Annotated in this window: 21 protein-coding genes and 5 pseudogenes; 10 read left to right on the forward strand and 16 right to left on the reverse strand. The window is 72.7% G+C overall.

Annotated elements, in window-relative coordinates:
• Nucleotides 1–401 precede the first annotated feature (401 nt).
• The 3 genes and pseudogenes from OJ254_RS06195 to OJ254_RS06210 all read right to left on the reverse strand — a co-directional run.
• Nucleotides 402–921 (reverse strand): annotated as a pseudogene (locus tag OJ254_RS06195) (type III secretion system chaperone family protein); the annotation flags it as partial.
• Complete coding sequence (locus OJ254_RS06200; protein ID WP_341483771.1) at nucleotides 864–1,634, reverse strand: glycosyltransferase; 771 nt, start codon at nucleotides 1,632–1,634, stop codon at nucleotides 864–866. The pseudogene OJ254_RS06195 and the gene OJ254_RS06200, both read right to left, overlap by 58 nt.
• Before the next feature lie 270 nt (nucleotides 1,635–1,904).
• A complete protein-coding gene (locus tag OJ254_RS06210) occupies nucleotides 1,905–2,273 on the reverse strand; it encodes a D-inositol-3-phosphate glycosyltransferase (RefSeq protein ID WP_265361563.1) in 369 nt (122 codons plus the stop codon).
• A gap of 187 nt (nucleotides 2,274–2,460) precedes the next feature.
• Between OJ254_RS06210 and OJ254_RS06215 the strand changes: the two are divergent.
• A pseudogene (locus OJ254_RS06215) lies at nucleotides 2,461–3,283 on the forward strand (class I SAM-dependent methyltransferase).
• A 54-nt stretch (nucleotides 3,284–3,337) separates the two neighbouring features.
• Here OJ254_RS06215 and OJ254_RS06220 read toward each other — a convergent pair.
• Entirely contained in the window at nucleotides 3,338–4,225 is an 888-nt protein-coding gene (locus OJ254_RS06220; protein ID WP_265361564.1) for a helix-turn-helix transcriptional regulator, read from the reverse strand.
• 146 nt (nucleotides 4,226–4,371) lie between these two features.
• Here OJ254_RS06220 and OJ254_RS06225 point away from each other — a divergent pair.
• Nucleotides 4,372–5,378, forward strand: a pseudogene (locus OJ254_RS06225) (aldo/keto reductase).
• 12 nt (nucleotides 5,379–5,390) lie between these two features.
• Here the strand turns inward: OJ254_RS06225 and OJ254_RS06230 are convergent.
• The 3 genes and pseudogenes from OJ254_RS06230 to OJ254_RS06240 form a co-directional block, all read right to left on the reverse strand.
• Nucleotides 5,391–5,888, reverse strand: coding sequence for an NUDIX hydrolase (locus tag OJ254_RS06230; RefSeq protein WP_265361565.1), 498 nt, complete (start codon nucleotides 5,886–5,888; stop codon nucleotides 5,391–5,393).
• On the reverse strand, nucleotides 5,885–7,192 hold the full coding sequence (locus tag OJ254_RS06235) for a CHAD domain-containing protein (RefSeq protein WP_265361566.1): 1,308 nt from the start codon (nucleotides 7,190–7,192) through the stop codon (nucleotides 5,885–5,887). Before OJ254_RS06235 ends, OJ254_RS06230 begins: the two co-directional genes overlap by 4 nt.
• Nucleotides 7,176–9,460 (reverse strand): annotated as a pseudogene (locus OJ254_RS06240) (RNA degradosome polyphosphate kinase). The gene OJ254_RS06235 and the pseudogene OJ254_RS06240 overlap by 17 nt, the downstream one beginning before the upstream one ends.
• 417 nt (nucleotides 9,461–9,877) lie before the next feature.
• Between OJ254_RS06240 and OJ254_RS06245 the strand changes: the two are divergent.
• The 3 genes from OJ254_RS06245 (at nucleotide 9,878) to OJ254_RS31450 (ending at nucleotide 10,913) form a co-directional block, all read left to right on the forward strand.
• Nucleotides 9,878–10,009: a hypothetical protein gene (locus OJ254_RS06245; RefSeq protein WP_265361567.1), complete on the forward strand. Its 132-nt coding sequence runs from the start codon at nucleotides 9,878–9,880 to the stop codon at nucleotides 10,007–10,009.
• Nucleotides 10,010–10,296: 287 nt separating this feature from the next.
• On the forward strand, nucleotides 10,297–10,656 hold the full coding sequence (locus OJ254_RS06250) for a hypothetical protein (protein WP_423835842.1): 360 nt from the start codon (nucleotides 10,297–10,299) through the stop codon (nucleotides 10,654–10,656).
• Nucleotides 10,653–10,913 carry a hypothetical protein gene (locus tag OJ254_RS31450; protein ID WP_423835843.1) on the forward strand — a complete coding sequence of 87 codons (261 nt, stop codon included), beginning with the start codon at nucleotides 10,653–10,655 and terminating at the stop codon, nucleotides 10,911–10,913. The genes OJ254_RS06250 and OJ254_RS31450 overlap by 4 nt, the downstream gene beginning before the upstream one ends.
• Here OJ254_RS31450 and mshD read toward each other — a convergent pair.
• Complete coding sequence (gene mshD / locus OJ254_RS06255) at nucleotides 10,853–11,773, reverse strand: mycothiol synthase (RefSeq protein WP_265365071.1); 921 nt, start codon at nucleotides 11,771–11,773, stop codon at nucleotides 10,853–10,855. The two genes, OJ254_RS31450 and mshD, sit on opposite strands and share 61 nt — an antisense overlap.
• A 219-nt stretch (nucleotides 11,774–11,992) precedes the next feature.
• Between mshD and OJ254_RS06260 the strand changes: the two genes are divergently transcribed.
• The 4 genes from OJ254_RS06260 to OJ254_RS06275 all read left to right on the forward strand — a co-directional run bounded on the left by OJ254_RS06260 (nucleotide 11,993) and on the right by OJ254_RS06275 (nucleotide 15,130).
• Entirely contained in the window at nucleotides 11,993–13,819 is a 1,827-nt protein-coding gene (locus OJ254_RS06260; protein ID WP_265361568.1) for a bifunctional metallophosphatase/5'-nucleotidase, read from the forward strand.
• A 112-nt stretch (nucleotides 13,820–13,931) separates the two neighbouring features.
• The gene (locus OJ254_RS06265; protein WP_265361569.1) at nucleotides 13,932–14,255 is read left to right on the forward strand and encodes a hypothetical protein; all 324 of its coding nucleotides are present in this window, start codon (nucleotides 13,932–13,934) and stop codon (nucleotides 14,253–14,255) included.
• The gene (locus tag OJ254_RS06270) at nucleotides 14,252–14,509 is read left to right on the forward strand and encodes a type II toxin-antitoxin system RelE family toxin (RefSeq protein ID WP_265361570.1); all 258 of its coding nucleotides are present in this window, start codon (nucleotides 14,252–14,254) and stop codon (nucleotides 14,507–14,509) included. Before OJ254_RS06265 ends, OJ254_RS06270 begins: the two co-directional genes overlap by 4 nt.
• A 90-nt stretch (nucleotides 14,510–14,599) precedes the next feature.
• Nucleotides 14,600–15,130, forward strand: a complete 531-nt coding sequence (locus tag OJ254_RS06275; protein ID WP_265361571.1) for a hypothetical protein — start codon at nucleotides 14,600–14,602, stop codon at nucleotides 15,128–15,130.
• Here the strand turns inward: OJ254_RS06275 and OJ254_RS06280 are convergent.
• A complete protein-coding gene (locus OJ254_RS06280) occupies nucleotides 15,109–15,969 on the reverse strand; it encodes an SDR family oxidoreductase (protein WP_265361572.1) in 861 nt (286 codons plus the stop codon). The genes OJ254_RS06275 and OJ254_RS06280 overlap by 22 nt on opposite strands.
• A gap of 189 nt (nucleotides 15,970–16,158) precedes the next feature.
• Between OJ254_RS06280 and OJ254_RS06285 the strand changes: the two genes are divergently transcribed.
• Nucleotides 16,159–17,541 carry an LmeA family phospholipid-binding protein gene (locus tag OJ254_RS06285; protein WP_265361573.1) on the forward strand — a complete coding sequence of 461 codons (1,383 nt, stop codon included), beginning with the start codon at nucleotides 16,159–16,161 and terminating at the stop codon, nucleotides 17,539–17,541.
• Between the two features lie 18 nt (nucleotides 17,542–17,559).
• Here OJ254_RS06285 and OJ254_RS06290 read toward each other — a convergent pair whose 3' ends face one another.
• The 7 genes and pseudogenes from OJ254_RS06290 to OJ254_RS06320 form a co-directional block, all read right to left on the reverse strand.
• Nucleotides 17,560–19,062 carry a HAMP domain-containing sensor histidine kinase gene (locus tag OJ254_RS06290; protein ID WP_265361574.1) on the reverse strand — a complete coding sequence of 501 codons (1,503 nt, stop codon included), beginning with the start codon at nucleotides 19,060–19,062 and terminating at the stop codon, nucleotides 17,560–17,562.
• Nucleotides 19,059–19,796: a response regulator transcription factor gene (locus tag OJ254_RS06295; protein WP_265361575.1), complete on the reverse strand. Its 738-nt coding sequence runs from the start codon at nucleotides 19,794–19,796 to the stop codon at nucleotides 19,059–19,061. Before OJ254_RS06295 ends, OJ254_RS06290 begins: the two co-directional genes overlap by 4 nt.
• Nucleotides 19,797–19,889: 93 nt before the next feature.
• Nucleotides 19,890–20,948: a S1C family serine protease gene (locus OJ254_RS06300; protein WP_279349969.1), complete on the reverse strand. Its 1,059-nt coding sequence runs from the start codon at nucleotides 20,946–20,948 to the stop codon at nucleotides 19,890–19,892.
• 108 nt (nucleotides 20,949–21,056) lie between these two features.
• Nucleotides 21,057–22,082 carry a LacI family DNA-binding transcriptional regulator gene (locus tag OJ254_RS06305; protein ID WP_261956270.1) on the reverse strand — a complete coding sequence of 342 codons (1,026 nt, stop codon included), beginning with the start codon at nucleotides 22,080–22,082 and terminating at the stop codon, nucleotides 21,057–21,059.
• 24 nt (nucleotides 22,083–22,106) lie between these two features.
• Entirely contained in the window at nucleotides 22,107–22,952 is an 846-nt protein-coding gene (locus tag OJ254_RS06310) for a response regulator transcription factor (protein ID WP_265361576.1), read from the reverse strand.
• A 619-nt stretch (nucleotides 22,953–23,571) separates the two neighbouring features.
• Nucleotides 23,572–23,835: a hypothetical protein gene (locus tag OJ254_RS06315; protein ID WP_265361577.1), complete on the reverse strand. Its 264-nt coding sequence runs from the start codon at nucleotides 23,833–23,835 to the stop codon at nucleotides 23,572–23,574.
• A gap of 44 nt (nucleotides 23,836–23,879) precedes the next feature.
• A pseudogene (locus tag OJ254_RS06320) lies at nucleotides 23,880–25,078 on the reverse strand (RNA-guided endonuclease InsQ/TnpB family protein).
• Nucleotides 25,079–25,241 lie beyond the last annotated feature (163 nt).

Here is a 25,241-nt window from a genome sequence, read left to right on the forward strand (position 1 = left end):
GCGCCTCCCACGTACTTGGCCGTCCCGCCGCGGGGTTCGCTCGCCGTTGCGCCCTGCGGGGCTGGGTTGTGGTGGTGCGTTGACGGACCTCCGGGGCCGGTGTGTTGGCTGCTGACGCTTTACGTCCACACCAACCGGCCCCTCCGGCCCGTCCCCTCCGTAAGAGGGGGAAGAAAACGACGGTGGGGTGCGTATGCCCACGCGCCCCAGGCAACGGATAGGCCCGCCCCCAACCAGCTAAGAACTCCCACTCACGGGAGGGGCTGGACCGGAGGACGAAGTCTGGAGGGCCGGCACCGCACCCGAAAACACCACGCCCGCCGCCAGGCGCAACGGCGAGACGACCCGCGGCGGGACGGCCAACTACGTGGGAGGCGCCGCAGACAGGTACGTGGGCTACTCGCCCCTGCGCGTGAGATGCGTGAACGGCATCCCAAGTTCCGCGTCGACTCCCCCCGCGAGACCCGCCACGCGTACTCCTTGCGGATGGCCGTGGCGAAGCCCATTTCCAGGAGGGTGTTGAAGCTGCCGTCGGCGTTTTCGAGGACGGTGCCGAGGATGCGGTCCAGTTCGTCCGGCGTGACCCGCGATCAGCGGCAGCTTGCCGGCGAGGTAGATGTCGCCGAGCTTGTCGATCGCGTAACTCACGCCGTAGAGGCGGGTTTTGCGCTCCAGGAGCCAGCGGTGCACGGCCTCGGTTCTCGTCCGGGCGGCGGACGACGAAGGCGTTGATGGAGAGGGAGTGCCGGCCGACGATGACGAGCAGGTCGTCGACAGCTTGCGGGTCCCGGGGAGCTTGACGACGTAGGTGCCGTCGGACGGGGACTCCCATTCCAGGGCGGCGTCGTCCAGCGCCTTCTCGATCACCCGTCGTGCGTCCGCGGGGCGTACGTCGTCAGCCTGGGGCAGGTCGTCAGCCATGGGCCGATCGTAGGTGACGCCGCCGCTCCTGCATCGCGGCGGTGTAGACGTCGCCGGTGGCCGCGGCGGCGGTGTCCAGCCGAAGGACTGGGCGTGCCGGCGGCGTCGGCGCCCATGCGGGTGGCGAGGTCCGGGTCCTCCAGGAAGCGCCGCAGGGCGCGGGCGTAGTCGACGGGGTCGTGGCCGGTGACGAGGAAAGCCGCTGACGCCGTCGCGGACGGCCACCGGCAGGCCGCCGACCGCGGCGGCGATGACGGGGTGCCGCAGGCCTGGGCCTCGATGGCGACCAGGCCGAAGGACTCGCTGTACGAGGGCATGACCAGGACGGAGGCGGCGCGGTACCAGTCGGCGAGCTGTTCCTGGCCGACCGGCGGGGAACCGCACGAGGTCGGCGATGCCGAGCCGGGCGGCGAGCTTCTGCAGGCCCCGGGTTTGGCCAGGCCGCTGCCGCTGGGACCGCCGACGACCGGCACGACGAGCCGGGAGCGCAGCGAGGGGTCCTCGGCCAGCAGGGCGGCGGTCGCGCGCAGCAGGATGTCGGGGCCTTGAGGGCTGTATGCGCCCGGCGAAGAGCGGGATGACCGCGTCCTGGGGGAGGCCGAGGCGGGCGCGGGCCGCGGCCCGGCTCTCGGCGATGCCGCCGTGGGTGGGGAAGCGGTCGAGGTTGACGCCGGGGTGGACGACCGCGACCTGGCCGGGGTCGGCGTCGTAATGCCGGATCAGCTCGTCGGCCTCCTCGGCGGTGTTGGCTATCAGGCGGTCGGCGGCCCCGGACGACCTGGGTCTCGCCGATGACCCGGGCGGCCGGCTCGGGGGTGTCACCGACGGCCAGGGCGGCGTTCTTGACCTTGGCCATGGTGTGCATGGCGTGCACCAGCGGGACGCCCCAGCGCTCGGCGGCGAGCCAGCCGACGTGGCCGGAGAGCCAGTAGTGGGAGTGGACCAGGTCGTAGTAGCCGGGGCGGTGGCCGGCCCAGGCCGCATCACGCCGTGGGTGAAGGGCACAGCTGGGCGGGGAGCTCTTCCTTGGCGAGGCCCTCGTAGGGGCCGGCGTCGACGTGCCGGACGAGGACGCCGGGGGCGAGGTCGACGGCGGGCGGGAGGGTGCCCGTGGTGGCGCGGGTGAAGATCTCCACCTCGATGTTGATCGAGGCGAGCTTCTTGGCGAGCTCGACGATGTAGACGTTCATGCCGCCGGCGTCGCCGGTGCCGGGCTGGTGCAGCGGGGAGGTGTGGACGCTGAGCATCGCCACCCGGCGCGGACGGCGCGCGCCGCCGGGCAGACGAAGCCGCGACGGTGCCGGGAACGGGCCATGGGGACGGCTGCGGAGCCGGGACACATAGGGGCTCACGTCGAGCTACCTCCTAGCCGGGGCGCGGCGGCACGCCACCGACCTGCTGCAACAACTCATCCGGGCGATGCATTTCCGTCCGGCGACTCATCGTCGCACTTTGCCAAAGTGTGACCGTTCGGTGCACGTGACCGATCGCACGTGACCGTGGCACAAGGAGGGCTCCGGCCCCCATACTCTCGAAGCCATGCCCCGCCGCCCCGCCCCCGCTCACCCCGCGCCGACCCGGCCCGTCGGCAGCGCGACCCGCGGGACCACCAACCCCAACCGGCTGCGCCGGATGGACCGCTGGATAGCCGCGGAACACGGCGCCGCGCTGCGCCGCTCGGCCGACCCGGTCGCGGTCGACCTCGGCTACGGCGCCGCGCCCTGGACCGCGGTCGAGCTGCTGGGCCGGCTGCGCACGGTCCGCCCCGACGCCCGGGTCGTCGGCATAGAGATCGACCCGGCGCGGGTGGCGGCCGCCCGCCCGTACGAGAAGCCGGGGCTGGACTTCCTGCACGGCGGCTTCGAGGTGCCGCTGCCCGGCGACCGGGGGCGGGCGCCGGCTCTGATACGGGCCGCGAACGTGCTGCGGCAGTACGACGAGGACGAGGTGGCCGCCGTCTGGGGGCGGCTGTGCGCGCGGCTGGCCCCCGGCGGGCTGCTGGTCGAGGGCACCTGCGACGAGATAGGGCGTCGGCACGTATGGGTGGCGCTGGGCCCCGAAGGGCCCCGCACGGTCACCTTCGCGGCCCGCTCGGCACCCTGGAGACCCCTCCGACCTGGCCGAACGCCTCCCCAAAGCGCTGATACACCGCAATGTGCCGGGCGAGCCGGTGCACGCCTTCCTGCGCGACTTCGACCGGGCCTGGGCGGCCGCCGCCCCGCTGGGGGCGCTCGGGGCGCGGCAGCGGTGGCGGGCCGCGGTGGCGTCCCTCGCGGCGGACTGGCCGCTGGCCGGTGACCCGCGGCGGCGGCGCCAGGGCGAGGTCACGGTGCGCTGGGAGGCGCTGGCACCCCGCGGCTAGGCGCGGTCCGGTGCGTTCGTCCCCGCGAGCGCCCGCGCGCCCGCCCGGACCGAGTCACACCGCCAGCGAGGTCGCCGCCGGCCCGCGGGCCGCGGCGGGCCGGGCCGCCAGCTCGCGCAGCCGCCGCTCGGTCGTCGAGCCGCGCGGGGCCGTGTACGTGACCAGCGCCTGGTCCGGGTCGGTGGGCAGCCGGAAGCTCTCGAAGGTGATCTCCAGGTCGCCGACGTCCGGGTGCTTCAGGCGCTTGGTGCCGCGCAGGCACTCGCGCACCGACTGGGCCTCCCAGATCCGCCGGAAGTCCGCGCTGCGCGCCAGCAGTTCGTTCACGACCTCGCAGATCCGCGGGTCGTCCGGGTGCCGGCCGCTGTCGGCGCGCAGATTGCCGACCACCTCGACGGCCTTGTCCTCCCAGTCGGGGTGCAGCGCGCGGGCCGCCGGGTCGAGGAAGACCAGCAGTGCGGTGTTCCGCCGGTCCGGGGTGAGCGCGTCCAGGTCGAAGGCGATCCGGCCGCCGAGCGCGTTCCAGGCCAGGATGTCCAGGCCGCGGCCGATGACCATGGCCGGGACGGAGGTCGCCATGGCGTCCAGCAGCTGCCGGATCTCCGGCCGTACGGTCTGCCCGGCAACCGGCCCGGGCACGCAGTCCGCCTCGCTCCGGCGCCGGGGCACGGCGATGTTGCGCAGGTACGTCACCTCGCCGCCGGACAGCCGCAGCGCCCGGGCGATGGCGTCCAGGACGGAGTCGGAGATGGCGGGCGCCCGGCCCTGCTCGATGCGGGTGTAGTAGTCGACGCTGATGCCGGCGAGCTGGGCGACCTCCTCGCGCCGCAGCCCGCGCACCCGGCGGCGGCCGATCCCGCTCGGCAGACCCAGGTCGGCCGGGTCGAGCGCGGCGCGGCGCGCCTTGAGGAACGAGCTGATCTCGATTTCCGCGTGCAGCATCCGTCCAGTATGCGCCGCGGCGTCGCATGGGTGGTTCCGCCGGACCCAGGCTGCGACGGGCCTGGTCCGCCCTCCGCCACGGCGCCAGGGTGGTGCACGCCCCACTCGGGCAGGGATCACCCGCGAACACACGGCAGGAGCAGTTCATGCAGCGCAGGATCCTCGGCGGCACCGGCATCTCGGTCAGCGAGTACGCGCTCGGCGCGATGATGCTCGGCGCCTGGGGCAACACCGATCAGGACGACTGCGTACGGATCGTGCACCGCGCGCTGGACGCCGGCATCAACTTCGTGGACACCGCGGACGTGTACGCGGCGGGCGGGTCCGAGGAGATCGTCGGCAAGGCGCTCCAGGGGCGCCGCGACGACGTCGTACTGGCCAGCAAGTTCTTCAACCCGATGGGCCCGGACGCCAACCACGGCGGCAACTCCCGGCGTTGGATCATGCGCGCGGTGGAGGACAGCCTGCGCCGGCTGGGCACCGACCACCTCGACCTCTACCAGGTGCACCGCCCCGACCCCACGACCGACATCGACGAGACCCTGTCCGCGCTCTCGGACCTGGTCCGCTCCGGCAAGGTGCGGGCGATCGGCACCTCGACGTTCCCCGCCGAGCAGATCGTCGAGGCCCAGTGGACCGCCGAGCGCCGCGGCCACGTCCGCTTCCGCACCGAGCAGCCGCCGTACTCGATGCTGGCGCGCGGGGTGGAGAACGCGGTGCTGCCGACCGCGCAGCGCCACGGCATGGGCGTGCTGACCTGGGGCCCGCTCAGCGCCGGCTGGCTCTCCGGCCGCGATCTGTCGGCCAGTTCACGGGCCGCCCTGGAGACCCAGAAGTTCGACCTGTCGGTCCCGGAGAACGCCCGCAAGGCCGAGGCGGTCCGCGCGCTGTCCGAGGTCGCGTCCGACGCCGGTCTCACCCTCCCCCACCTGGCCACCGCCTTCGTCCGCGCGCACCCGGCGGTGACCTCGGTCATCATCGGCCCGCGCACCCTCGACCAGCTGGAGAGCCTGCTGGACGGCGCCGATGTCACCCTCGACGCGGACGTCCTGGACCGCATCGACGCCATCGTCCCCCCGGGCACCGACCTCAACCGCGTCGACAGCTACTACCTGCCCCGGCCGTCACGGATCCGGCACTGCGCCGCCGCTGACGCGGGTCCGCGTCAGGCCAGGTGCAGCGCGGCGAGCAGGGCGTCGATCAGTGGCCGGTCCCGCTCCTGGGTGAGCCGGTTGCGGGCCTCCTCCGGCGCCAGCCACACCAGCCGGTCGACCTCGTCGGTCGGCGTGAACGCCCCCGCCAACGCCTCGGCGGCCCAGTAACGGACCTGCTTGGGCCGCCCGTTGGCGAAGTAGTACGAAGTCGGCAGGGGCGCGCCGGGGCGGCAGTCCATGCCGGTCTCCTCGGCCACCTCGCGGACCGCTCCGGCCAGTGCGTCCTCGCCGCGCTTGAGCTTGCCCTTCGGGTGTGACCAGTCGTCATATTTCGGCCGGTGGACCAGCGCGATCTCCAGCCCGTACTCGGCGGACGGACGGCGCCGCCACAGGACGCAGCCCGCGGCCCTCACCGTCTTGCCGGCGTCCGGCCTACGGGCGTCCGGCTTACGGGCGTCCGGCTTACGGGCGTCCGGCTTACGGGCCGGCCTCTCCCCGGGGGCGGTCATCGGTCCACTCCCTTCAGCGCCTTCTCCCGTGACAGCCAGACGCGGCCGAAGGCGTAGCGGGCCGCCTCGACCTGGTGGCGCTGGTCGGCGTGGAGGACGCCGAGGGCGTACGCGGTGGCCGGGGCGATGCGCGGGGTGCGGGCCGCGGCGGCGGCTGCGGCGGCGGCCTCGGCGGCGTCGCGGTGGCCCTCCAGGAGCCGGGCCGCCTCCGCCAGGCGGGGGTCGGCGCACTCGGGGACCAGCACCTCCTGGGCGTAGCGGCTCAGCCGGAGCAGCACCCGGACCTGGTGCCAGGGCGCGTCCTGGCGGGCACCGTCGGCCAGCGCCTCGGCGTTGTACGGCTGACCGGCGCGGACCAGCGGCAGCGCGCCGACCGCCTCGGCGAGCCGGCGGCCGGACTGCTCGGCGAGCGGCGGCAGCGCCTCGGCGGCCGGGACGTCCGCGGCCGCACGGATCAGCGGCACCTCGGAGGCGAGCACGGCGACGGAGTCGGCGACCGCGTGGAAGCGGGACGAGCCCAGGGCCTGGAGCGCGGCGGAGTGGGCGCGGGTGCGGGCGAGGGTGAGCTGGCGGTCCAGCAGCGCCCCGGCCCGCGCGGCACCGGCCGCGAGGACGGCATCGGCGTCCGGGACCTCGGTGTCCCGCGCCTCGACGGAGCCGGCGTCGGGGGCCTCCGCCCTACGGGCGCCGGTGTCCCGCGCGTCGGCGTTCCGGGCGCCGGCGGTGCGGGTGCCGCCCGGTGGTTCGGCGCGGTCGGTCCGTGCGCCGCGGCCGGTGCGCGGGGCGCGGTCGGTGCCGCGCTCGGGGCGGTCGGTGCGGCCGGTCAGGCGGGTCAGGGCGGCCATCAGCCGGTCGCGGCGGGCCGCGCAGGCCTGTTCGCGGGCCAGGGTCCCGGACAACCAGCCCAGTTCGGCGAGGAGTTGGTCGGCCCAGGCCTCCTCGGTCAGCGGCCGGAAGGTGTGCAGGGTGGCGCTGATCCGGCGGGCGGCGCGGCGCAGCCCGCGGGCGGCCGCCCCGGCGCCCTCGGCGTCCGGCCCGCTCTCCCGGTGCAGCCGCAGACCGCGCAGGAAGTCCGCGGACTGCTGGTGGAGGTAGCCGGCGAGAACGTCCTCGGCGGTGCGCCCGGCGAGGTGCGGGCCGGCTCCGGCACCGGCCGCCGGGTCGTCGTACGGCGCCGGCGGACCGTACGGTCCGTAAGGTCCGTCCACCACCGCGGCACGGGCGCCGGCCGCCCCGCCGGGCTCGCATCCGGTGCCGAGGAGACCGGCCGGCCCCCCGGTCCGCTGGTCAGGTCGCTGGGCCACGCCGGCGCCTCCGGGCGTCGATGAGCATTTCCTGTACGTTGCGCAGCGGCGCGCCGTCCGCGTCCACGGCGCGCCGGGTCCAGTCGCCGTCCGGGCCCAGGTGCCAGGAGGACGTGGTGTCCGAGGTACCGGTCTCCAGGAGCCGGTTGAGGGCGGCGCGGTGCGCCGGGTCGGTGACCCGGACCAGCGCCTCGATCCGCCGGTCGAGGTTGCGGTGCATCATGTCGGCGCTGCCGAGCCACACCTCGGGCTCGCCGCCGTTGCCGAAGACGAAGATCCGGGAGTGTTCCAGGAAGCGGCCGAGGATGCTGCGGACCCGGACGTTCTCGCTGAGGCCGGGCACTCCCGGGCGCAGCGCGCAGATGCCGCGCACCCAGACGTCGACCGGGACGCCGGCCTGCGAGGCGCGGTAGAGCGCGTCGATGACGGCCTCGTCGACCATCGAGTTGACCTTGATGCGGACGTAGGCGGGCCGGCCCGCGCGCTGGTGCGCGATCTCCTTGGTGATCCGCTGGATCAGGCCGTCGCGCAGGGACTTGGGGGCGACCAGGAGGCGGCGGTAGGTCTCCCGGCGGGAGTAGCCGCTCAGCCGGTTGAAGAGGTCGGAGAGGTCGGCGCCCACCTGCGGGTCGGCGGTGAGCAGCCCGAGGTCCTCGTAGAGCCGGGCCGTCTTGGGGTGGTAGTTGCCGGTGCCCACGTGGGAGTAGCGGCGCAGCATGTCGCCCTCCTGGCGGACCACCAGGGAGAGCTTGCAGTGCGTCTTCAGGCCGACCAGGCCGTAGACGACGTGGCAGCCCGCCTCCTCCAGCTTGCGGGCCCACTTGATGTTGGCCTGTTCGTCGAACCGGGCCTTGATCTCGACGAGCACCAGGACCTGCTTGCCGGATTCGGCCGCGTCTATCAGGGCGTCGACGATCGGCGAGTCACCGGAGGTGCGGTAGAGGGTCTGCTTGATGGCGAGCACGTCGGGGTCGCCCGCGGCCTGCTCCAGGAACGCCTGCACGGAGGTGGAGAAGGAGTCGTACGGGTGGTGCAGCAGGACGTCTCGGGCGCGCAGCGCGGCGAAGATGTCCGGGGCCGAGGCGGACTCCACCTCGGCGAGGTCGCGGTGGGTGCCGGCGATGAACTTGGGGTACTTCAGCTCGGGCCGGTCCAGCGCACCTATGCCGAACAGCCCGGTCAGGTCCAGCGGGCCGGGCAGCGGGTAGACCTCGGCGTCGGAGATCTTCAGCTCCTGGACGAGCAGGTCGAGCACCGCCGGGTCGATGGACTCCTCGACCTCCAGCCGGACCGGCGGGCCGAACCGCCGCCGCATCAGCTCCTTCTCCAGTGCCTGGAGGAGGTTCTCGGCGTCGTCCTCCTCGACCTCCAGGTCCTCGTTGCGGGTCACCCGGAACATGTGGTGCGCGCGCACCTCCATGCCCGGGAACAGCTCCTCCAGGTGGGCGGCGATGACGTCCTCGATGGGGACGTAGCGCTGCGGGGAGGCCTCCAGGAAGCGGGAGAGCAGCGGCGGGACCTTGACCCGGGCGAAGTGGTCGTGGCCGCTGACCGGGTTGCGGACGACGACGGCCAGGTTCAGCGAGAGGCCGGAGATGTACGGGAAGGGGTGCGCGGGGTCCACGGCCAGCGGCGTGAGCACCGGGAAGATCTGCTGCCGGAACAGGGTGAACAGCCGGGCCTGTTCCTTCTCGGTCAGGTCGGGCCAGCGGATCAGGTGGATGCCCTGGTCGGCGAGGTCGGGGCGATGTCCTGCTGGAAGCAGGCGGCGTGCCGGGCCATGAGCTCGCGCGAGCGGGTCCAGATCAGGTCCAGCACCTCGCGGGGCTGGAGGCCGGAGGCGGAGCGGGTGGCGACGCCGGTCGCTATCCGCCGTTTGAGTCCGGCGACCCGGACCATGAAGAACTCGTCGAGGTTGCTGGCGAAGATCGCCAGGAAGTTGGCGCGTTCGAGCAGCGGGGTGGCCGGGTCCTCGGCGAGTTCGAGCACCCGCTCGTTGAACGCCAGCCAGCTGCGTTCCCGGTCCAGGAAGCGGTCGGCGGGCAGCTCGGCGCCGTCCGCGCCCACCTCGCCCTGGTCCACGTACGCGTCCGGGTCGGCGTCGAGGTCGGGTTCCAGGCCCGGCACCGTCCCGCGGACCGCGTGCGGCCGGTGCGCGGCGATGGAGCCCACGGAAGGCTGGGCCGAGGGGGCCGCCGGGGCCTTGGCGGGCCTGGTGGCCGGCATCTCGGGCTGGATCTGTGCCTGAGCGCTGGGCTGCTGGTTCATGGCCTTATTCTTCCGCGTCCGGGGGGTTCCAGGCGCGTCAGGAGGAGGCGGCGCGAGATGGAGCCTCGGGTTGGGGAGGTTCGGCACAGCGGGCTGCATTCAGCGATGCTCGCAACCGACCTTGAATCAGCGGTAACGCGGATGTGGCGCACAGGCAAGCGGGACGCTACGGCGCGGGGCCGGGCGGCCGGCCGCGGCGCCGCCCGGAGCGGGCGGTTCCGCGGCCACTGTGCCACCGCGCCGCCACCCTGTCACCGCCGCCGTTCCACATGAGTAATACCCTCAGCCGCAATTAAGCAAGACCTCATGCAATTCGGCGAGGTGCACCGGATTTTCCGCAATAGGGTTTTCCACGTCGCAACAAAAGGGCCGCGAAGGGGGAATGCAAAAGAAATTCATCGAGCCGAGGAGAAATCCATGAGCTTCCGCAGGGTCGTCATCGCCGTCCCTGCCCGCCCGGCCCACCACTGCGGCCACGGCGACGTCGTCGCCGGCCACCGCGGCGGCGCGCGAACGACCGCCACCGCCCGCCGGGTGCTCGACGGCTGACGGACCGTCGGCGACGGGCCCCGGTGCCGCGCCGGGACCCGTCCCGGGTCGCCGCGACCGGGCCGGCGAACGTCGGGCGGAACCTGAGAAAAACCCGAGAAAGGCACCGGAAAGGCCGGGGAAATGCTGTGAAAGGCCACCGGAAGGCCGGGAAAAGAGCCGGGAAGAGCGGGAATGACGACGACGTACACGGCGCAGGAGAAAGGCGGACGCGGCAGAGCGGTCCGGCATTCGTTCCGCGCTTTCTGGCCACTGCTCAAAGGTGACCGGCGCTGGCTGGCGGTGATATGCGGCTGGCGACCGAGGCCCGCGCGCGGCTGCGCGCCTCGGTGCGCGGGGCCCGGGGGTTCGGCCAGCTGCTCGCGTTCGCCGCCTTCCTCAGCTGCCTCTACCCGCCGGTGCGGGCGCTGGGCCGGCTCGGGCTGACCGTCTCGGCGGCCACCGCCGGTGCCGAGCGGCTGCCGGAGATCCTCGACGCCCGGCCCGCGGTCACCGATCCGCCGGCCCGGACCGTCCCCTCGTACCGCCGGGCCCGCGGGGGGCCGCCTTCGAGGAGGTCTCGTTCCGCTACCCCGCCCCTGCCGCCGCGAAATCCGGGGCCGCCACCCCGGACGCCCCGGCCGGCGCCCCCGCCCTGGACGCCGTGACGTTCACCGCCCGGCCGGGCGAGCCGGTGCTGATCACCCACGACCTCCAGCCGGCCCCGGACGCCGACCGGATCCTGGTGCTCGACCGCGGCCGGCTGCTGGAGTCCGGCCGGCACGCGGAACTGCTCGCCCGCGCCGGGACGTACGCCCGGCCGCACCGGTCAACCACCGGGCAGCCGGCCCCGGTTGGCGGAGGTCAGGTCTCCGACCGGTACATCAGGTCCGTCTCGTGCGTGACGAACCCCATCCGCTCGTAGACGCTCACCGCCGCCGCGTTGTCGGCGTCGACGTACAGCATCGCGGTCGGCAGCCCCTGCCCGGCCAGGTGGCGCAGACCGACCGAGGTGAGCGCCTTGCCCAGGCCGCCGCCCTGCGCGCCCGGCCGGACGCCGAGGACGTAGACCTCGCCCAGGCCCTCCTCGGCGTGCACCTTCGTCCAGTGGAAGCCGACCAGCCGCCCGCCCCGCTCGGCCAGGAAGAAGCCCTTGGGGTCGAACCACGCCTCGGCCTTGCGGTCCTCCAGGTCGCGCTGGGTCAGCGAGCCCTGCTCGGGGTGGTGGGCGAAGGCCTCCGCGTTCACCTCCAGCCAGGCCGCGTCGTCGGTGCCCGGCTGGAAGGTCCGTACGGTCACGCCCTCGGGCAGTACGGGCTCGGGCAGCTCCAGGTCGCCCAGCGAGCGCCGCATCTGCCGCAGCTCGCGGAACATCGTCAGGCCCAGGGTCTGCGCGAGGTGCCGGGCGGCCGGGTGCCCGCCATGGGCCCAGACCCGCAGCCGGCGCCCGGACAGCTCCAGCAGCTCGGTGCCCAGCGCCCGGCCGTGCCCGCGGCCGCGGTGCCCGGCGTGCACCACCAGCTCGGCGGCCGGCGCCTCCACCGGATCGGTGTCCTCCAGCTGGCCGTAGCCGACCAGCAGCTCCTCGCCCGCCTCCCCGTGCGCGTACACCAGCACATGCGCGACACCCGGGCGCTTGCCGCCCCGCAGCTGCAGCCGTCCCTGTTCGGACACCGCGGGCTGCCCGTCCGTGCGCGCGGCCCGTTCGATCAGCTCCAGGACGGCCGCGGCCGTTTCCGGCGCGACCTCGTCGACCACCTGGATCCTGCGGCCGGTCCGGCCCATCTCCTGTGCAGCGTCAGTCATGTGTGCAGCGTACGACCCTGCCGGGGTGTCGCACCGGCATCAGGGCGCCGCCGTACGGTTCTGCCCGCCGGGCCACGCCGGTGCCGCCCGCCGGTCCGCCGCTCCCCGGCAACCGTCCCGTAACCCGGCACCCCCTGTTGCGCTACGCGCGTCGACAATAAGCTGCGGTCCGCTCAGGACCATCCAGGAGGGGAACCCATGCCAGCGACACCGCAACGGCGCCGCGCCATCAGCAGATTGAGGACCGGTTCGGCCGCACTGGCCGCCGCCGTCGGGATCGGCGTCACCGTCGCCGCCCTGCCGGCCGGGGCCGACACCGTGCACCCGGACCGGACCGGTCACCCCGGCCGCACCGTCGACGTCCAGCTGCTCTCCTTCAACGACTTCCACGGCAACCTCGAACCGCCGCAGGGCTCCTCCGGCACGGTCGAGGAGCTGCAGGCCGACGGCACCAAGAAGAGCGTGCCGGCCGGCGGCGTCGAGTACCTGGCCCAGTCCCTGCGCACGGCCCGCAAGGGCCACCCCTACTCGGTCACCGCGGCGGCGGGCGACCTGGTCGGCGCCAGCCCGCTGCTGTCCGGGCTGTTCCACGACGAGCCGACCATCGAGGCCATGAACAAGCTGGGCCTGGACGTCACCTCCGTCGGCAACCACGAATTCGACGAGGGCCGCGCGGAGTTGACCCGCCTGCAGAACGGCGGCTGCCACCCCAAGGACGGCTGCTACGAGGACGGCAAGAAGTTCGCCGGCGCGGACTTCCCGTACCTGACCGCCAACGTCACCGACGAGAAGACCGGCAAGCCGCTGCTCAAGCCGTACACCGTGTGGCGGCACAAGGGCGTGAAGATCGGCTTCATCGGCGTGACCCTCGAAGGCACCCCGGACATCGTCAGCGCCAACGGCGTCAAGGGCCTGAAGTTCCACGACGAGGTCGAGACGATCAACAAGTACGCCAAGGTCCTCAACAAGCAGGGCGTCAAGGCGATCGTGGCCCTCATCCACGAAGGCGGCCTGCCCGCCTCCACCTCGTACAACTACAACTGCGACAGCCCTGGGCCCGGCGACGGGATCTCCGGTCCGATCACCGAGATCGCCAAGCACGTCACGTCCAAGGTCGACGCGCTGGTCACCGGCCACACCCACCAGGCCTACGCCTGCACCATCCCCGACCCGTCGGGCCGGCCGCGCACCGTCACCTCCGCCGCGTCCTACGGCAAGCTCTACACCGACACCGAGCTGACCTACGACCGGCGCACCCACGACATCGTCCGCACCAGCGTCAAGGCGCCCGGCGCGGTCAACCACGTGGTCGACCGCACCCAGCCCAAGGCCGCGGACATGACGTCCCTGATCGGCCGCTGGAACAAGCTGGCCGCGCCGGTCGCGGCCCGCCCGGTCGGCCACATCGCCGCCGACATCGCCGGCCGCGGCGCGGAGGCCCCCGAGTCCCCGCTCGGCGACGTCATCGCCGACGCCCAGCTCGAAGCGACCAAGGCCGCCGACAAGGGCGGCGCCCAGCTCGCCCTGATGAACCCCGGCGGCATCCGCTCCGACCTCGCCTACCAGGCGTCCGGCCCCGAGGGCGACGGCGTCGTCACCTACGGCGAGGCGTTCACGGTCCAGCCCTTCACCAACATGATGAACGTCGTCGACCTCACCGGCGCCCAGCTGCTGACCGCCCTCCAGCAGCAGGTCAGCGGCCCCAACGAGGCGTCCCCCAAGATCCTCCAGATCTCCGACGGCCTCACCTACACCCTCGACATGACCAAGAAGGGCGCCGACCGCGTCGTCAAGGACTCGGTCAAACTGAACGGCGCCGCGCTCGACCCGGCCAAGACCTACCGCGTCGCGATGAACGAGTTCCTCGCCGGCGGCGGCGACGGCTTCCCCGCCTTCAAGGACGCCAAGAACAAGTACGTCGGCCCGTCCGACCTCGACGCCTTCACGGCGTACCTGACCGCCCATTCCTCGGCGTCGTCGCCACTGACGCCGCCTGCGGCCAACCGCATCACGGTGGTGAAGTGACGGGCAGGGGCCCGCAGTAGCCCCGGGGGCTTCCTCTCGTTGTCCAGGCTGCACCACCACGATCAGCCGGAAGAGCAGAGAGGAAGCCCCCGGCCTCATGAAAGGACTGTGCATGGACGACTCCGAGGTCCGCCTTCCGGATATCCCACGCACCATCGGTGCCATCGCCGAGGCACTCCCCGAACACCGGCTCCCCGGCTTCTGGCAGCAGGTGGGTGCCCTGGGCGACGGCGACGACCTGGAACTCCTGCTGGACGACTGGTGGCTCCAGGCCGTGGTCGACAGCGCTGGCGACAACGACCTTCGCCGGGCTCAGCTGGAGGAGGCGGCGGAGCTGCATCTCGCCGAGCGGGTGAAGTCCTCTCAGCGGCCGCTGCTGGCCCACCACGAAGTGGAGGCGCTCCTTGCCGAGGACGCACGGGAGGCGCAGCCGTGAAGTACACCCTGGTATGGACGGCCGAAGCCACCGCAGCGATGCGCAAGCTCATCCAGCGCGACGGTGACAAGGTGAAACCGTTCAAGGACGCGGTCAACGCCCTGGCCCGCAACCCGAAACCGTCCTGCGCGACGCAGCTCGGCTCCACGGATGTGTGGCGCTTACGCATCGGAAGCTACCGGGCGACATACGAGATCAACGCGGGACGCGTCCACGTCAAGGTCCTTCTCGTCGGCAATACGCCGGTCAGTTAGCACCCCCTGTGGGGCCCCTCCGCCGTGCGGCGGAGGGGCCCCACCATGAGGAGGACGACCCGGCCGCGGGGCCGCTCCTAGCGTGCAGGTATGACGTCGATACGCGGTGGGGCGGGTCCCAAGAGTCGGCAGGCGACAAGCGCCTGGGCCTACGGGGCCTTCGGGTGGCTCGTGGTGTCGTTCGTGTGGCACGTGTGGATGGGCGTGGACCATCGCACGGCGATGGGCGCGCAGGACGACGTGCCCGTGTGGGTGTTCCTCGCCTATGACGGGCTGATCGTGGCGATGTCGGCGGTCGGCGCGGTCGTGAGCCTGGCGACCGTACGGCCGTGGGGGCGGCGGCTGCCCTGGTGGATGGTGGCGGTGCCGCTGTGGTGCGGTGCCGGATTGCTGGTCGTACGGGGCGTGCCGGGCCTGGTCGAGAACATCACGACGGCGGCCGGGCTCACCCCGTACGGCCTGCTGGGGCTGGCGGAGCAGCCCGCCGATCCCGCGTCCGGGGGGTTCTGGACGGAGATGGCGATCAATACGTACTTCTTCGTGGGCGCGGTGCTGATGGTGCCGCTGGCGGTGCGGAGCCGCCGTCGGCACCGGGCCGGTCAGGAGAAGTCGGCCGCGTGATCGCGCGCCCACTCGGCGAACGTGCGGGCCGGACGGCCGGTGACCCGTTCGACCGCGTCAGAGAGCGGGAAGGCCGGGGCGTCGACCGTGCTGCCGAACATCCGGACCAGCTCCAGGGCCGCCTCCTTCGGCAGGTGGGGGCCGGACATCGCCTCGGCGGCGGCCTCCTCGGTGATCTGCTCGACCCGGGTCTCGCGGCCGATCGCCCGGCCGATCTCGGCGACCTGGTCGGCGACGGTCAGCGCCTCGGGGCCGGTGACGAGGTAGGCCTGGCCGGTGTGGGTGCCGGTGCGGTCCAGGAGGGCGACGGCGGCGACGTCCGCGAGGTCCGCCTCGTGGACCGGGACGCCCTGGGCGCCCGGGTGGGCGTCGCGGACCACTCCGGATTCGCGGATCGCCGGACCCCAGGCGAGTGCGTTGGTGGCGTAGTTGCCGCCGCGCACGAAGGTCCACTCCAGGCCGGAGTCGCGCACCGCGCGCTCCACCGTGGCGTGCATGCGGGCGATGAAGTTGTTCTCGTCGGCGGGGGTGTCGGTCACCGCCATCGAGGAGTTGAGGACGATCCGGCGGACGCCGGCCTTGGCGGCGGCCTCGACGAGGGCGAGCGCGGCCCGGTCGCCGCCGGCCGCCAGGTTGAGGAAGAGGGCGTCGGCCCCGGCGAGGAGCGGCGCGAAGTCGGCGGCGCTGCCGGTGAGATCGGCGCGTACCACCTCCGCCCCGGCGGGCAGTTGGGCGCGCGCCGGATCGCGGGTCAGGGCGCGCACCGCGGCGCCGTCCGCGAGGAGCCGGTCGACGAGGCTGCGGCCGATGTTGCCGGTTGCTCCGGTTACCACGATCATGGGGCCACCTTCGGGAGGAACGGTAGGAGCGCGGAGGCGCGGGAGGCGCCGGAAGAGCGCTGACGGTAATTCAGCAACCGTTGGCGGCGCGGAAAAATTTCCTCAAGAGCGCTACGACAAGCTTCGCGTATCCGACATACCTTCGGTAAGACTTGCGTTCGAGGGCCCCGATCGTGGTGGGATGTACGGATGCGAACCCCCACACGCATATCTTCACCCTCGCCCGAGCCCGCCGCCTCGTACCGCCCCCACACCCCCGTCACGAGCGGCGCCCAGGACGATCCCGCCGGCGACACCAGAAGGCTCTCCCCGATCAACCCGTACGCCGACCTGGCCGCCCTCGCCGACCCCGAGCCGGACCCCGCCGCGGAGACCGGACCGGAGGACGACGCCTCCGCGTACGCCGGCACCACGCGCCGCCGCGGCTACCTCAACGAGCGTGACGACAGCGACGATCCGCTGGGCCTCGGGCTGCGCCCCGACGAGGACGAGGCCTGGTCGCCGCCCAACCACCGCCGGACCAAGCGCGGGATCAGCCGCTTCGCCGCCGTCCCGATCACCGTGAAGCTGCTGGTCGCGGTGCTGGTGTGCACCGCCTTCCTGACCCTCTTCGACCGGTTCGCGGTGCTGTACGCGCAGAACAAGACCGCGGAGAAGCTCAAGAGCGCGCTGCATCTGAACGCCACGCCCGAAGTCGACATCCAGGGCTTCCCGTTCCTCACCCAGGTCCTGGACAAGCGGGTCGACCAGGTGAAGGTCACCATCCCCGACCTGGCCGCCGACCGGGTCTCGCTGGCGAAGTTCGAGGCGACCGCGCGCGACGTCCGCCTCGACGGCGATCTGCCCAGCTCCATCAAGGGCGCCACGATCGGCTCCATGCACGGCGACGTGCTGCTCGCCTTCGACGACATGAACCGCGAACTCGGCGCCTCCCAGGTGAAGTTCAGCGGCCTGGGGCACGATTCCGTGCGCGCGGTGGGCCAGTTGCCGATCGCCGGGCAGGAGCTCCGCGTCCGGGCCGAGGCGCGCATCCGGCGGGCCGGCGACCGCGGGGTGTCCACCGACATCAGCCGGATGCGACTGGACATCGGCGACGTCGCCGTCTACCGGCCGGGCACCGGCAAGGAGGAGGGCCTGCGGCTGACCCGCAAGGCCGCCGCCGAGCTCAGCCAACAGGCCGCCAAGGTCAAGGCGATGCTGAGCATCCCGGCGATCGCCCAGCGGATCGGCATCCCGAAGGCGTACCTCGACGAGGCGCTGCGCAGCGACGACAAGCTGCACCAGCTGACCGGGTCGCCGCGCTTCGTCCACGAGCTGATGAAGGTCAACCTCGTCGACGTGGTGATGGACCACCCCTGGCTGCTGCGGAAGGTCGGCATCGACCCGAAGGTCCTCGGCGCGCTGAGCGGCCTGACCAAGCCGCAGCTCGCGGACCGGCTGTCGCTCTCCTTCCAGCTCCCCAAGACCCCCGGTGACGTCCGGCTGCGCAACATCTCCGTCGAACGGGACGGCATCCGGGCCCAGCTGTCGGGGACGAACCTGCCGTTCGGGGACGCGGCCAAGAAGAAGTGACGCGGCGCGGCGGGCCGCTCAGCCCGCCGCGGGCGGCTCCGGCGGGCCGGGTGGCGGGGTGGGCGGCTCCGGTGGGGCGGGCCTCCCCGGTGGGACGGGCCTCCCCGGTGGTGGGGTCGGTGCGCCCGGCAGGGTGAGGATCGCCTCGGTGCCGCCGAGGTCGGCGGAGCGCAGTCGTACCGCGCCGCCCGCCTGCTCCGCCGTACGGGCCACGATCGACAGGCCCAGCCCGCTGCCGGGCAGGCTGCGGGCGGACGGCGAGCGCCAGAACCGCTCGAAGACATGCGGCAGTTCGTCCTGCGGGATGCCCGGGCCGTGGTCGCGCACGGTCAGCTGCCCGCCGGCCAGCCGGACCTCGACCGTGCCGCCCGGCGGGCTGAACTTCACCGCGTTGTCGAGCAGGTTGACCACCGCCCGCTCCAGCGCGGCCGGCTCGGCGCGCACGTACCAGGGCGCGACGTCCGCGGCGAGGGTCAGCGACGGGCCGCGCAGCCGGGCCCGCTCCAGCGCCGATCCGACGATCTCGTGCAGCGCGACGACCTCGACCGCGCTCTGCCCCGGCTCGGGCGGCCGGGACAGCTCCTGCAGATCGCCGATCAGCGCCGCCAGCTCGCCCATCTGTGCCTTCACCGACGCCAGCAGGGCCGCCTTGTCGGCGGGCGGGATCGGGCGGCCGGACTGCTCACTGCGCACCAGCAGGTCGATGTTGGTGCGCAGCGAGGTCAGCGGGGTGCGCAGCTCGTGGCCGGCGTCCGCGATCAGCTGCTGCTGGAGGTCGCGGGAGGCGGCCAGCGCCGCGGTCATCGCGTTGAACGAGCGGGACAGCCGGGCGATCTCGTCGTCGCCGTCCGCCGGGATGCGGATGGCCAGGTCCTGCGTACGGGCGACGTGCTCGACGGCGTCGGTGAGCCGGTCGACGGGCTTCAGGCCGGCCCGGGCCACCCACAGTCCGGCGGTCGCCGCGCCCAGCACGCCCACTCCGGCGACCACCAGCAGTACCAGCGCGAGCTGGTTGAGCGGGTCGGTGACCTGCTTCATCGGCATCGCGACGGAGATCGCCAGCCGGTTGCCCGCCGCGTCGGTGAGCGGCCCCTCGAAGGGCTTGGTCGACACCCGCATCTCGGCCCCGTCCTGGGCCCGGGTGGTGTGCTGGGACGTCGCCAGCCGTCCCGCGGCCACCGCGGTGTCCGCGCGCTGCGGCGGGATCGGCGACTTGTCCGGCGAGGTGCAGACGTAGCCGCCGGCCGACACCAGCTGGATGGTGTACGGGGTGGGCTGGAAGTGCACCCCGTCCGGACTGTTGCAGTAGGCGGTGAGCGCCCGGACGTACCCGGCGTCCACCTCGACGCTGCTGAGCTGGGTGTCGAGCTGCTCGGTCAGCCGGTCCCGGGTGATCAGCCAGCAGGCGGCGGCCGAGAGGGCCACCGCGAAGGCCACCGCCACCGCCGTGAGCATCGCCAGTCGCGAGCGCAGCGGCAGCCGGTGGAACCGGGCCATCGGGCCCGGACGGCCGGTGCTCATTCCGCCCCGCCCTCCGCCCGCAGGACGTAGCCGACCCCCCGCACGGTGTGCACCAGGCGCGGTTCGCCGCCCGCCTCCGTCTTGCGGCGCAGGTACATCACGTACACGTCGAGGGAGTTGGAGGTGGGTTCGAAGTCGAACCCCCAGACGGCCTTGAGGATCTGCTCACGGGTGAGGACCTGGCGCGGATGGGCGAGGAACATCTCCAGCAGGGTGAACTCCGTACGGGTCAGCTCGACCGGCCGGCCGCCGCGGATCACCTCCCGGGTGGCGAGGTTCATCCGCAGGTCGGCGAAGCCCAGCGTCTCGTCCTCCGCGGGCTGCGCGCCGGCCGCCGCCGTGTAGGAGCTGCGGCGCAGCAGGGCGCGGATCCGGGCCAGCAGTTCGTCGAGCTCGAAGGGTTTGACGAGGTAGTCGTCGGCACCGGCGTCGAGGCCGGTGACCCGGTCGCCGACGGTGTCGCGGGCGGTGAGCATCAGGATCGGCACGGTGACCCCGCTGGCCCGCAGCCGGCGGGCGGCGGTCAGCCCGTCCATGCGGGGCATCAGGACGTCGAGCACGATCAGTTCGGGGTCGTAGCCGGCGACCTTCTCGACCGCGTCCAGACCGTCGACCGCCTCCTCCGTCCCGTACCCCTCGAAGACGAGCGAGCGCCGCAGCGCCTCGCGGACCGCGGGCTCGTCGTCGACGATGAGGATGCGGGCGGGGTGGTCACCGTGCTCGGCGGGACTCATGTGCGTGGTTACCTCGGCTGGGATACGGAAACGGACGGCTGCTCTTCAGCCTCGCACGGCAGGGGGCGATGTGGGGGTGACACGGAGCGCCGGTCAGACGCCGCTGTTGCTTCCGCCGCTGCCGCCGCCGCGCAGCGAGTCGAGGTCGGCCTTGACGGTGTTGATCGGAATGGCGAAGCCCAGGCCGACGCTGCCCGCGGTGCTGCTGTTGGCCGAACTCGGCGAGTACATCGCGGAGTTGATGCCGACGATCTGGCCCTGGAGGTTGATCAGGGCGCCGCCGGAGTTGCCGGGGTTGAGCGAGGCGTCGGTCTGTATCGCCTTGTACGAGGTCTTCGAGGAGCCGGTGTCGCCGTTGTACTGGTTGCCGCCGAACTCGAACGGCCAGCCGCCGCCGTCGCCCGGGCCGCCCTGCCGGTCCTGCCGGCCCTGGCGGTCCTCCTTGGGGACGGTCACATCGCGGTTGAGGGCGGAGACGATGCCGCTGGTCACCGAGCCGGTCAGGCCCTCCGGCGAGCCGATCGCCACCACGCCGTCGCCGACCGCGATCTTGTCGGAGTCGCCGAGCGAGGCCGGGGTGAGCCCCTTCGCCTGCTGGACCTTGATCAGCGCCAGGTCCTTGTCCGGGTCGGTGCCGACGACCTTGGCGGTCTTGCGGCTGCCGTCGCTGAAGGTCACCTGGACCGTGTCGGCGCCGGAGACCACGTGGTTGTTGGTGATGACCTCGCCGCTGCGGGTGAGCACGACGCCGGAGCCGGTGGACTCCCCGTCGGTGGTGCGCGCCTTGATCTCCACGATCGACGGGCTGACCGCCTTGGCCACCGCCGAGACGCCGCTGCCGCTGTCCTTGCCCGCGTTCACCAGCGGGGTGCCGACGGTGTTCTGGTCGGCGCGCGTGGTCGCGCCGGCGATCAGCGCCGCGCTGCCGCCCCCGATGAGACCGGAGGCGAGCGCGACCGCCGCGATCAGCGCGACCGGCTTACGGGCCCGTGGCGGCGCACCGGGCGGTGCCTCGGCCGCCCCGGCCGTCCCGCCGTGTCCCGGTGCGTACGGGGGCGGCGGCGGGAAGGCCTGCCCGGCCCCGTGCGCGAACCCCTGCGCGAACCCCTGCTGGTGGATCTCATCGCCGCTTCGGCGGTAGCTGTCGGTCATGAGATGACTGTGCGTGCGGTGCATGAGAACCGTCTGAGAACGCCGTGAGAGACCCGGCAGAAGTAGATATGCCCGGTATAAAGAGGACCGGTGCGGCGCCGCGCGCGGTCAGCCGCCGCAGCCGCACGACCGCCGGACGACCAGCCGCGACGGGAACTGCCGCAGCCGCTCGCGGCGGGAGCCGACCACCCGCAGCCCGTCGTCCAGGACCAGGTCGACCGCGGCCCGCGCCATCGCCTGACGGTCCGAGGCGACCGTGGTCAGCGGCGGGTCGGTGAGCCCGGCCTCCTTGACGTCGTCGAAGCCGGCCACCGCCAGCTCGCCGGGCACGTCGATGCGCAGCTCGCGGGCGGCGCGCAGCACGCCGATGGCCTGGTCGTCGGTCGCGCACATGATGGCCGGCGGCCGGTCGGGCCCGGCCAGCAGCTTCAACGCGGCCTGGTAGGCGTCGTAGCGGTTGTAGGCGGCCTGGTGGTAGTGGCCGTCCGGGGAGCGGCCGGACTCCAGCATGGCGCGCCGCCAGCCCTCGACGTGGTCGGTGACCGGGTCGCCGGACTTCGGGGTCTCCTCCGTGCCGCCGAGGAAGGCGACGTACGGGTGCCCGTGCTCCAACAGGTGCCGGGTCGCCAGCTGGGCGCCCCAGATGTCGTCGGTCATCACCGCGACGTCGTCGATGGCGTCCGGCCGGCGGTGCAGCAGCACCACCCGGGCGTCCCAGGCGTCGATCTCGGCGGCGGCGTGCTCGCTGGGGCCCTGGCTGATCAGGATCAGCCCGGCCACTCGCATGCCGAGGAACGCCCGGAGGTAGTGCACCTCGCGCTCGTCGAGGTAGTTGGCGTTGCCGACCAGCACCATCTTGCCCCGCTCGGCGGCGGCCTGTTCGACGGCGTGCGCCATCTCCGCGAAGAACGGCTGCCGGGTGTCCGGCACGATCAGGCCTATGAGGTCGGTCCGGCGGGACGCCATCGCCTGCGCGACACGGTCCGGCCGGTAGCCGAGCTCCTTGATGGCGGCGAGCACCCGCTCGCGCGTGGCCGGGGCGACCGGCCGTGGTCCGTTGTTGATGACGTAACTGACAACGGCGGTGGACGTCCCCGCCAGTCTTGCCACATCATCCCGCGTCACCTTGGCCACGCGCGGCAGTCTACGCGGGTCGTTCTACCTGCGGGCAGGCCGTGGGCCTGCGGAGTCCGCGGTCGCGGAGACCGCCGGGTCCGGGCCGTCGGCGCCCGACGTGGTGCGGCCCTGCGCAGTGCCCTCCTTACGGTCGGATTCCGCCCGCTTCGCCCCCTCGTCCTTGGCCTTGCCGCCGCTCTCCGCGGAGCGCTCGGGCTTCTCGGGGGTGACGAAGCGGTAGCCGACGTTGCGAACCGTGCCGATGAGCGACTCGTGCTCGGGGCCGAGCTTGGCGCGCAGCCGGCGGACGTGGACGTCGACGGTCCGGGTGCCGCCGAAGTAGTCGTAGCCCCAGACCTCTTGCAGGAGCTGGGCGCGGGTGAAGACCCGGCCCGGGTGCTGCGCGAGGTACTTGAGCAGCTCGAACTCCTTGAAGGTCAGGTCCAGCACCCGGCCCTTGAGCTTGGCGCTGTAGGTGGCCTCGTCCACCGAGAGATCGCCGTTGCGGATCTCCATCGGCCCGTCGTCGGTGGTGATCTGCTGGCGGCCCATCGCCAGCCGCAGCCGCGCCTCGACCTCGGCGGGGCCGGCCGTGTCCAGCATGACGTCGTCGACGCCCCAGTCGGCGGTGACGGCGGCCAGGCCGCCCTCGGTGACGACCAGGATCAGCGGGCAGCCGGGTCCGGTGGACCGCAGCAGCTGGCACAGCGAGCGCACGTGGGGAAGGTCACGCCGGCCGTCGATCAGTATGACGTCGGCGCCGGGGGTGTCGATGAGCGCCGGACCCTCGGCCGGGGCCACCCGCACGCTGTGCAGCAGCAGCCCGAGCGCCGGGAGCACCTCCGTCGACGGCTGGAGTGCGTTGGTCAGCAGCAGGAGCGAACTCACCTGCGACCACCTACCCGGTTCTCGGGGTGTTGCATCCTCTTCTGCTCGCGGTCCTGCCTGCTTCGCTCGCCCATGACGTCTGGTTCCTCCTCGGTCCCTGCGACGGGGGCACCTCCCGGCTCGGCCGGGGTGTCTGCGGCACTGCTTCGTACGGTCCTCGCAGCCGCGCGGAACGTGGCTGAAAGCACAAAAGGACCCGGGGGCAACGCTGCCCGGATCCTTCTTGCCCAGCAGAATAGCTCAGATGGGTACCCGACCCGAGGCTGATTTTGCACGTTCTTGTGTTCCGTCGATCACTTCGAGTGGTCGTCACGGGTCTCCGTTGACGGCCGCCGGGGCAGGGATCATGACTTCCCGAACCGCCCGAACGGCCCAGTAGGAGGGCGAGTTGGGAGCCTGCGGACACCCCCCGCCGCCGGCCCGCCCACGCCCTTCGACCAGCGGTCCGTCCGGCCCCGCGGCGCCTCGATCCGCCCCCCGAGGCGTCCCGGCATGCGGACATGATCAGTCCGGACCACGGGACGCCGCGTCCCCGGCGACCGGCGGCGGGCGGCCGTTCCCGGGGCCGGGGAGCGCACGGGGAGCGCACGGGTGCGCGCACCGGCACACTCCCCACGCCTCAGTCGTCGGTCTCGGTGCCGTCGGTGAAAGCGATGACGACCGGGTGCACGATCAGCGCCCAGGTCACCCGCCAGGCCAGGATCGACTCCTCGTAGGAGTTGATGTGCAACGTGGCGTGGACGGTCTGCCAGATGTACTTCCGGAGATGCGCCAGGCCCCGGTACTCGTAGCGCAGGATCGCCTGCGGCCGCCCGTCCGCGTCCATGCCGGTGACCTGGGGATCGTCGACGTCCAGCACCTCCTGGCCGGTACGCGGCCGCACCCCTTGGCGTGACTCCTCCCCCGCGTGAATGCGGGGGCTTCTCGCTATGCCCGTACGGCTTCGCGACGGACCAGCCCGGCCCGTAGAACGTTCAGGGCCCCGACCGTGTCAGCGTGCTCCTGGTGGCCACACGAGACGCAGTGGAAGGTCTCCTGTGTGGGCCGGTTCTCCTTGGCGGTGTGCCCGCACTCGGGGCACCGCCGGGAGGTGTCGCGGGGGTCCACGGCCATCACCTCCCGTCCGGCGCATTCTGCCTTGGCGGTGAGTATCTGGAGGAACACCCCCCATCCGGCATCGGCGATCGAACGGTTGAGCCCTGCCTTCGCAGCAGCCCCGTTGGGCAGGAAGCTGCCGGGCCTCTCGGGGTCCGGCACCTGGGCCGGGGTCTTGCTCATGTTGCGGATCTCGAGGTCTTCGTGCGCGATGAACTCGCGCTCACGAACGAGATCGCAAGCGGTCTTGTGCGCATGATCGAGTCGCTGGCGACGGACCTTGCGATGCAGACGAGCCACAGCCTCCACGGCCTTGCGACGCCGCTTGCTGCCGCGCTTGCACCGGGAGAGTGCCTGCTGCGCAGCTGCCAACTTGGCGGCGGCCTTCCGGCCATGTCGCGGATTGGGTACGAACTCGCCGTTGGAGTCTGCGAGGAAGTTGGCTATGCCCATGTCGATGCCGACCACGCTTCCCGTCGCCGGAAGCGGTTGGGGTGCGGTCCGCTCGGCGGTGAGGACCACGTACCAGCGTCGTCCTTCCCGCTTCACACTGATCGTCTTGACCTTGCCGATCACGGGCCGGTGCTGGTGCACCTTGACGTGCCCGACGCCCTGCAGCCGGACGCGGGTAACGGGGTCGTGCGGGGCTGCATCCCAGCGGCAGCCGTCGCCGTCCTTCGGCCACTCCACGGTGTCGAACCTCTTGCCCGAGCGAAAGCGCGGATAGCCCGGCTTGTCCCCGGCCTTGGCCCGGCGGAAGAAGGCGGCGAACGCCTTGTCCAACCGGCGAAGCGTGGCTTGCTGGGAGGAGAACGACCAGCGCCCCTGACGCTCCGGATCAAAGGCACGGATGTCCTTGAGTTGTGCGGACTGCTGCCCGTACCGAACAGTCGTCTTCGAGCTGTGCCGGTAAGCGTCACGACGCTCCTGCAGCGCGGCGTTGTAGAGCGAGCAGTGATCACGCAGCATCTCGGCGAGCGCGCCACCTGACCCACGGTGGGCCGCATGAGGAACTTGTACGCACGGATCACCCGACCCACCCCCTTTCGTCGCCGTGCGTGACGTGTTGACCACACGATAGCGGCGCGCCCGTATGACCTACACATAAATCCGCAATCTCCAGGGGGAGTTGGGTTTACTCGCAGGTCATACGGGCGCGGGTGCGGTAAGGGGCCGGCCGGCGCGCGGGCCGGG

The organism is Streptomyces endophytica (genome assembly GCF_026153355.1).
GTDB lineage: Bacteria > Actinomycetota > Actinomycetes > Streptomycetales > Streptomycetaceae > Streptomyces > Streptomyces endophytica.

Excerpts from the sequence above, each read along its gene's own strand:
- OJ254_RS06220 (WP_265361564.1), bottom strand. The coding sequence starts at position 4,225 with ATGCTGCACGCGGAAATCGAGATCAGCTCGTTCCTCAAGGCGCGCCGC.
- OJ254_RS06230 (WP_265361565.1), bottom strand. The coding sequence starts at position 5,888 with ATGACCGCCCCCGGGGAGAGGCCGGCCCGTAAGCCGGACGCCCGTAAG.
- OJ254_RS06245 (WP_265361567.1), top strand. The coding sequence starts at position 9,878 with ATGAGCTTCCGCAGGGTCGTCATCGCCGTCCCTGCCCGCCCGGCCCAC.
- OJ254_RS06250 (WP_423835842.1), top strand. The coding sequence starts at position 10,297 with ATGCGGCTGGCGACCGAGGCCCGCGCGCGGCTGCGCGCCTCGGTGCGC.
- mshD (WP_265365071.1), bottom strand. The coding sequence starts at position 11,773 with ATGGGCCGGACCGGCCGCAGGATCCAGGTGGTCGACGAGGTCGCGCCG.
- OJ254_RS06260 (WP_265361568.1), top strand. The coding sequence starts at position 11,993 with ATGCCAGCGACACCGCAACGGCGCCGCGCCATCAGCAGATTGAGGACC.
- OJ254_RS06265 (WP_265361569.1), top strand. The coding sequence starts at position 13,932 with ATGGACGACTCCGAGGTCCGCCTTCCGGATATCCCACGCACCATCGGT.
- OJ254_RS06275 (WP_265361571.1), top strand. The coding sequence starts at position 14,600 with ATGACGTCGATACGCGGTGGGGCGGGTCCCAAGAGTCGGCAGGCGACA.
- OJ254_RS06280 (WP_265361572.1), bottom strand. The coding sequence starts at position 15,969 with ATGATCGTGGTAACCGGAGCAACCGGCAACATCGGCCGCAGCCTCGTC.
- OJ254_RS06285 (WP_265361573.1), top strand. The coding sequence starts at position 16,159 with ATGCGAACCCCCACACGCATATCTTCACCCTCGCCCGAGCCCGCCGCC.
- OJ254_RS06290 (WP_265361574.1), bottom strand. The coding sequence starts at position 19,062 with ATGAGCACCGGCCGTCCGGGCCCGATGGCCCGGTTCCACCGGCTGCCG.
- OJ254_RS06295 (WP_265361575.1), bottom strand. The coding sequence starts at position 19,796 with ATGAGTCCCGCCGAGCACGGTGACCACCCCGCCCGCATCCTCATCGTC.
- OJ254_RS06300 (WP_279349969.1), bottom strand. The coding sequence starts at position 20,948 with ATGACCGACAGCTACCGCCGAAGCGGCGATGAGATCCACCAGCAGGGG.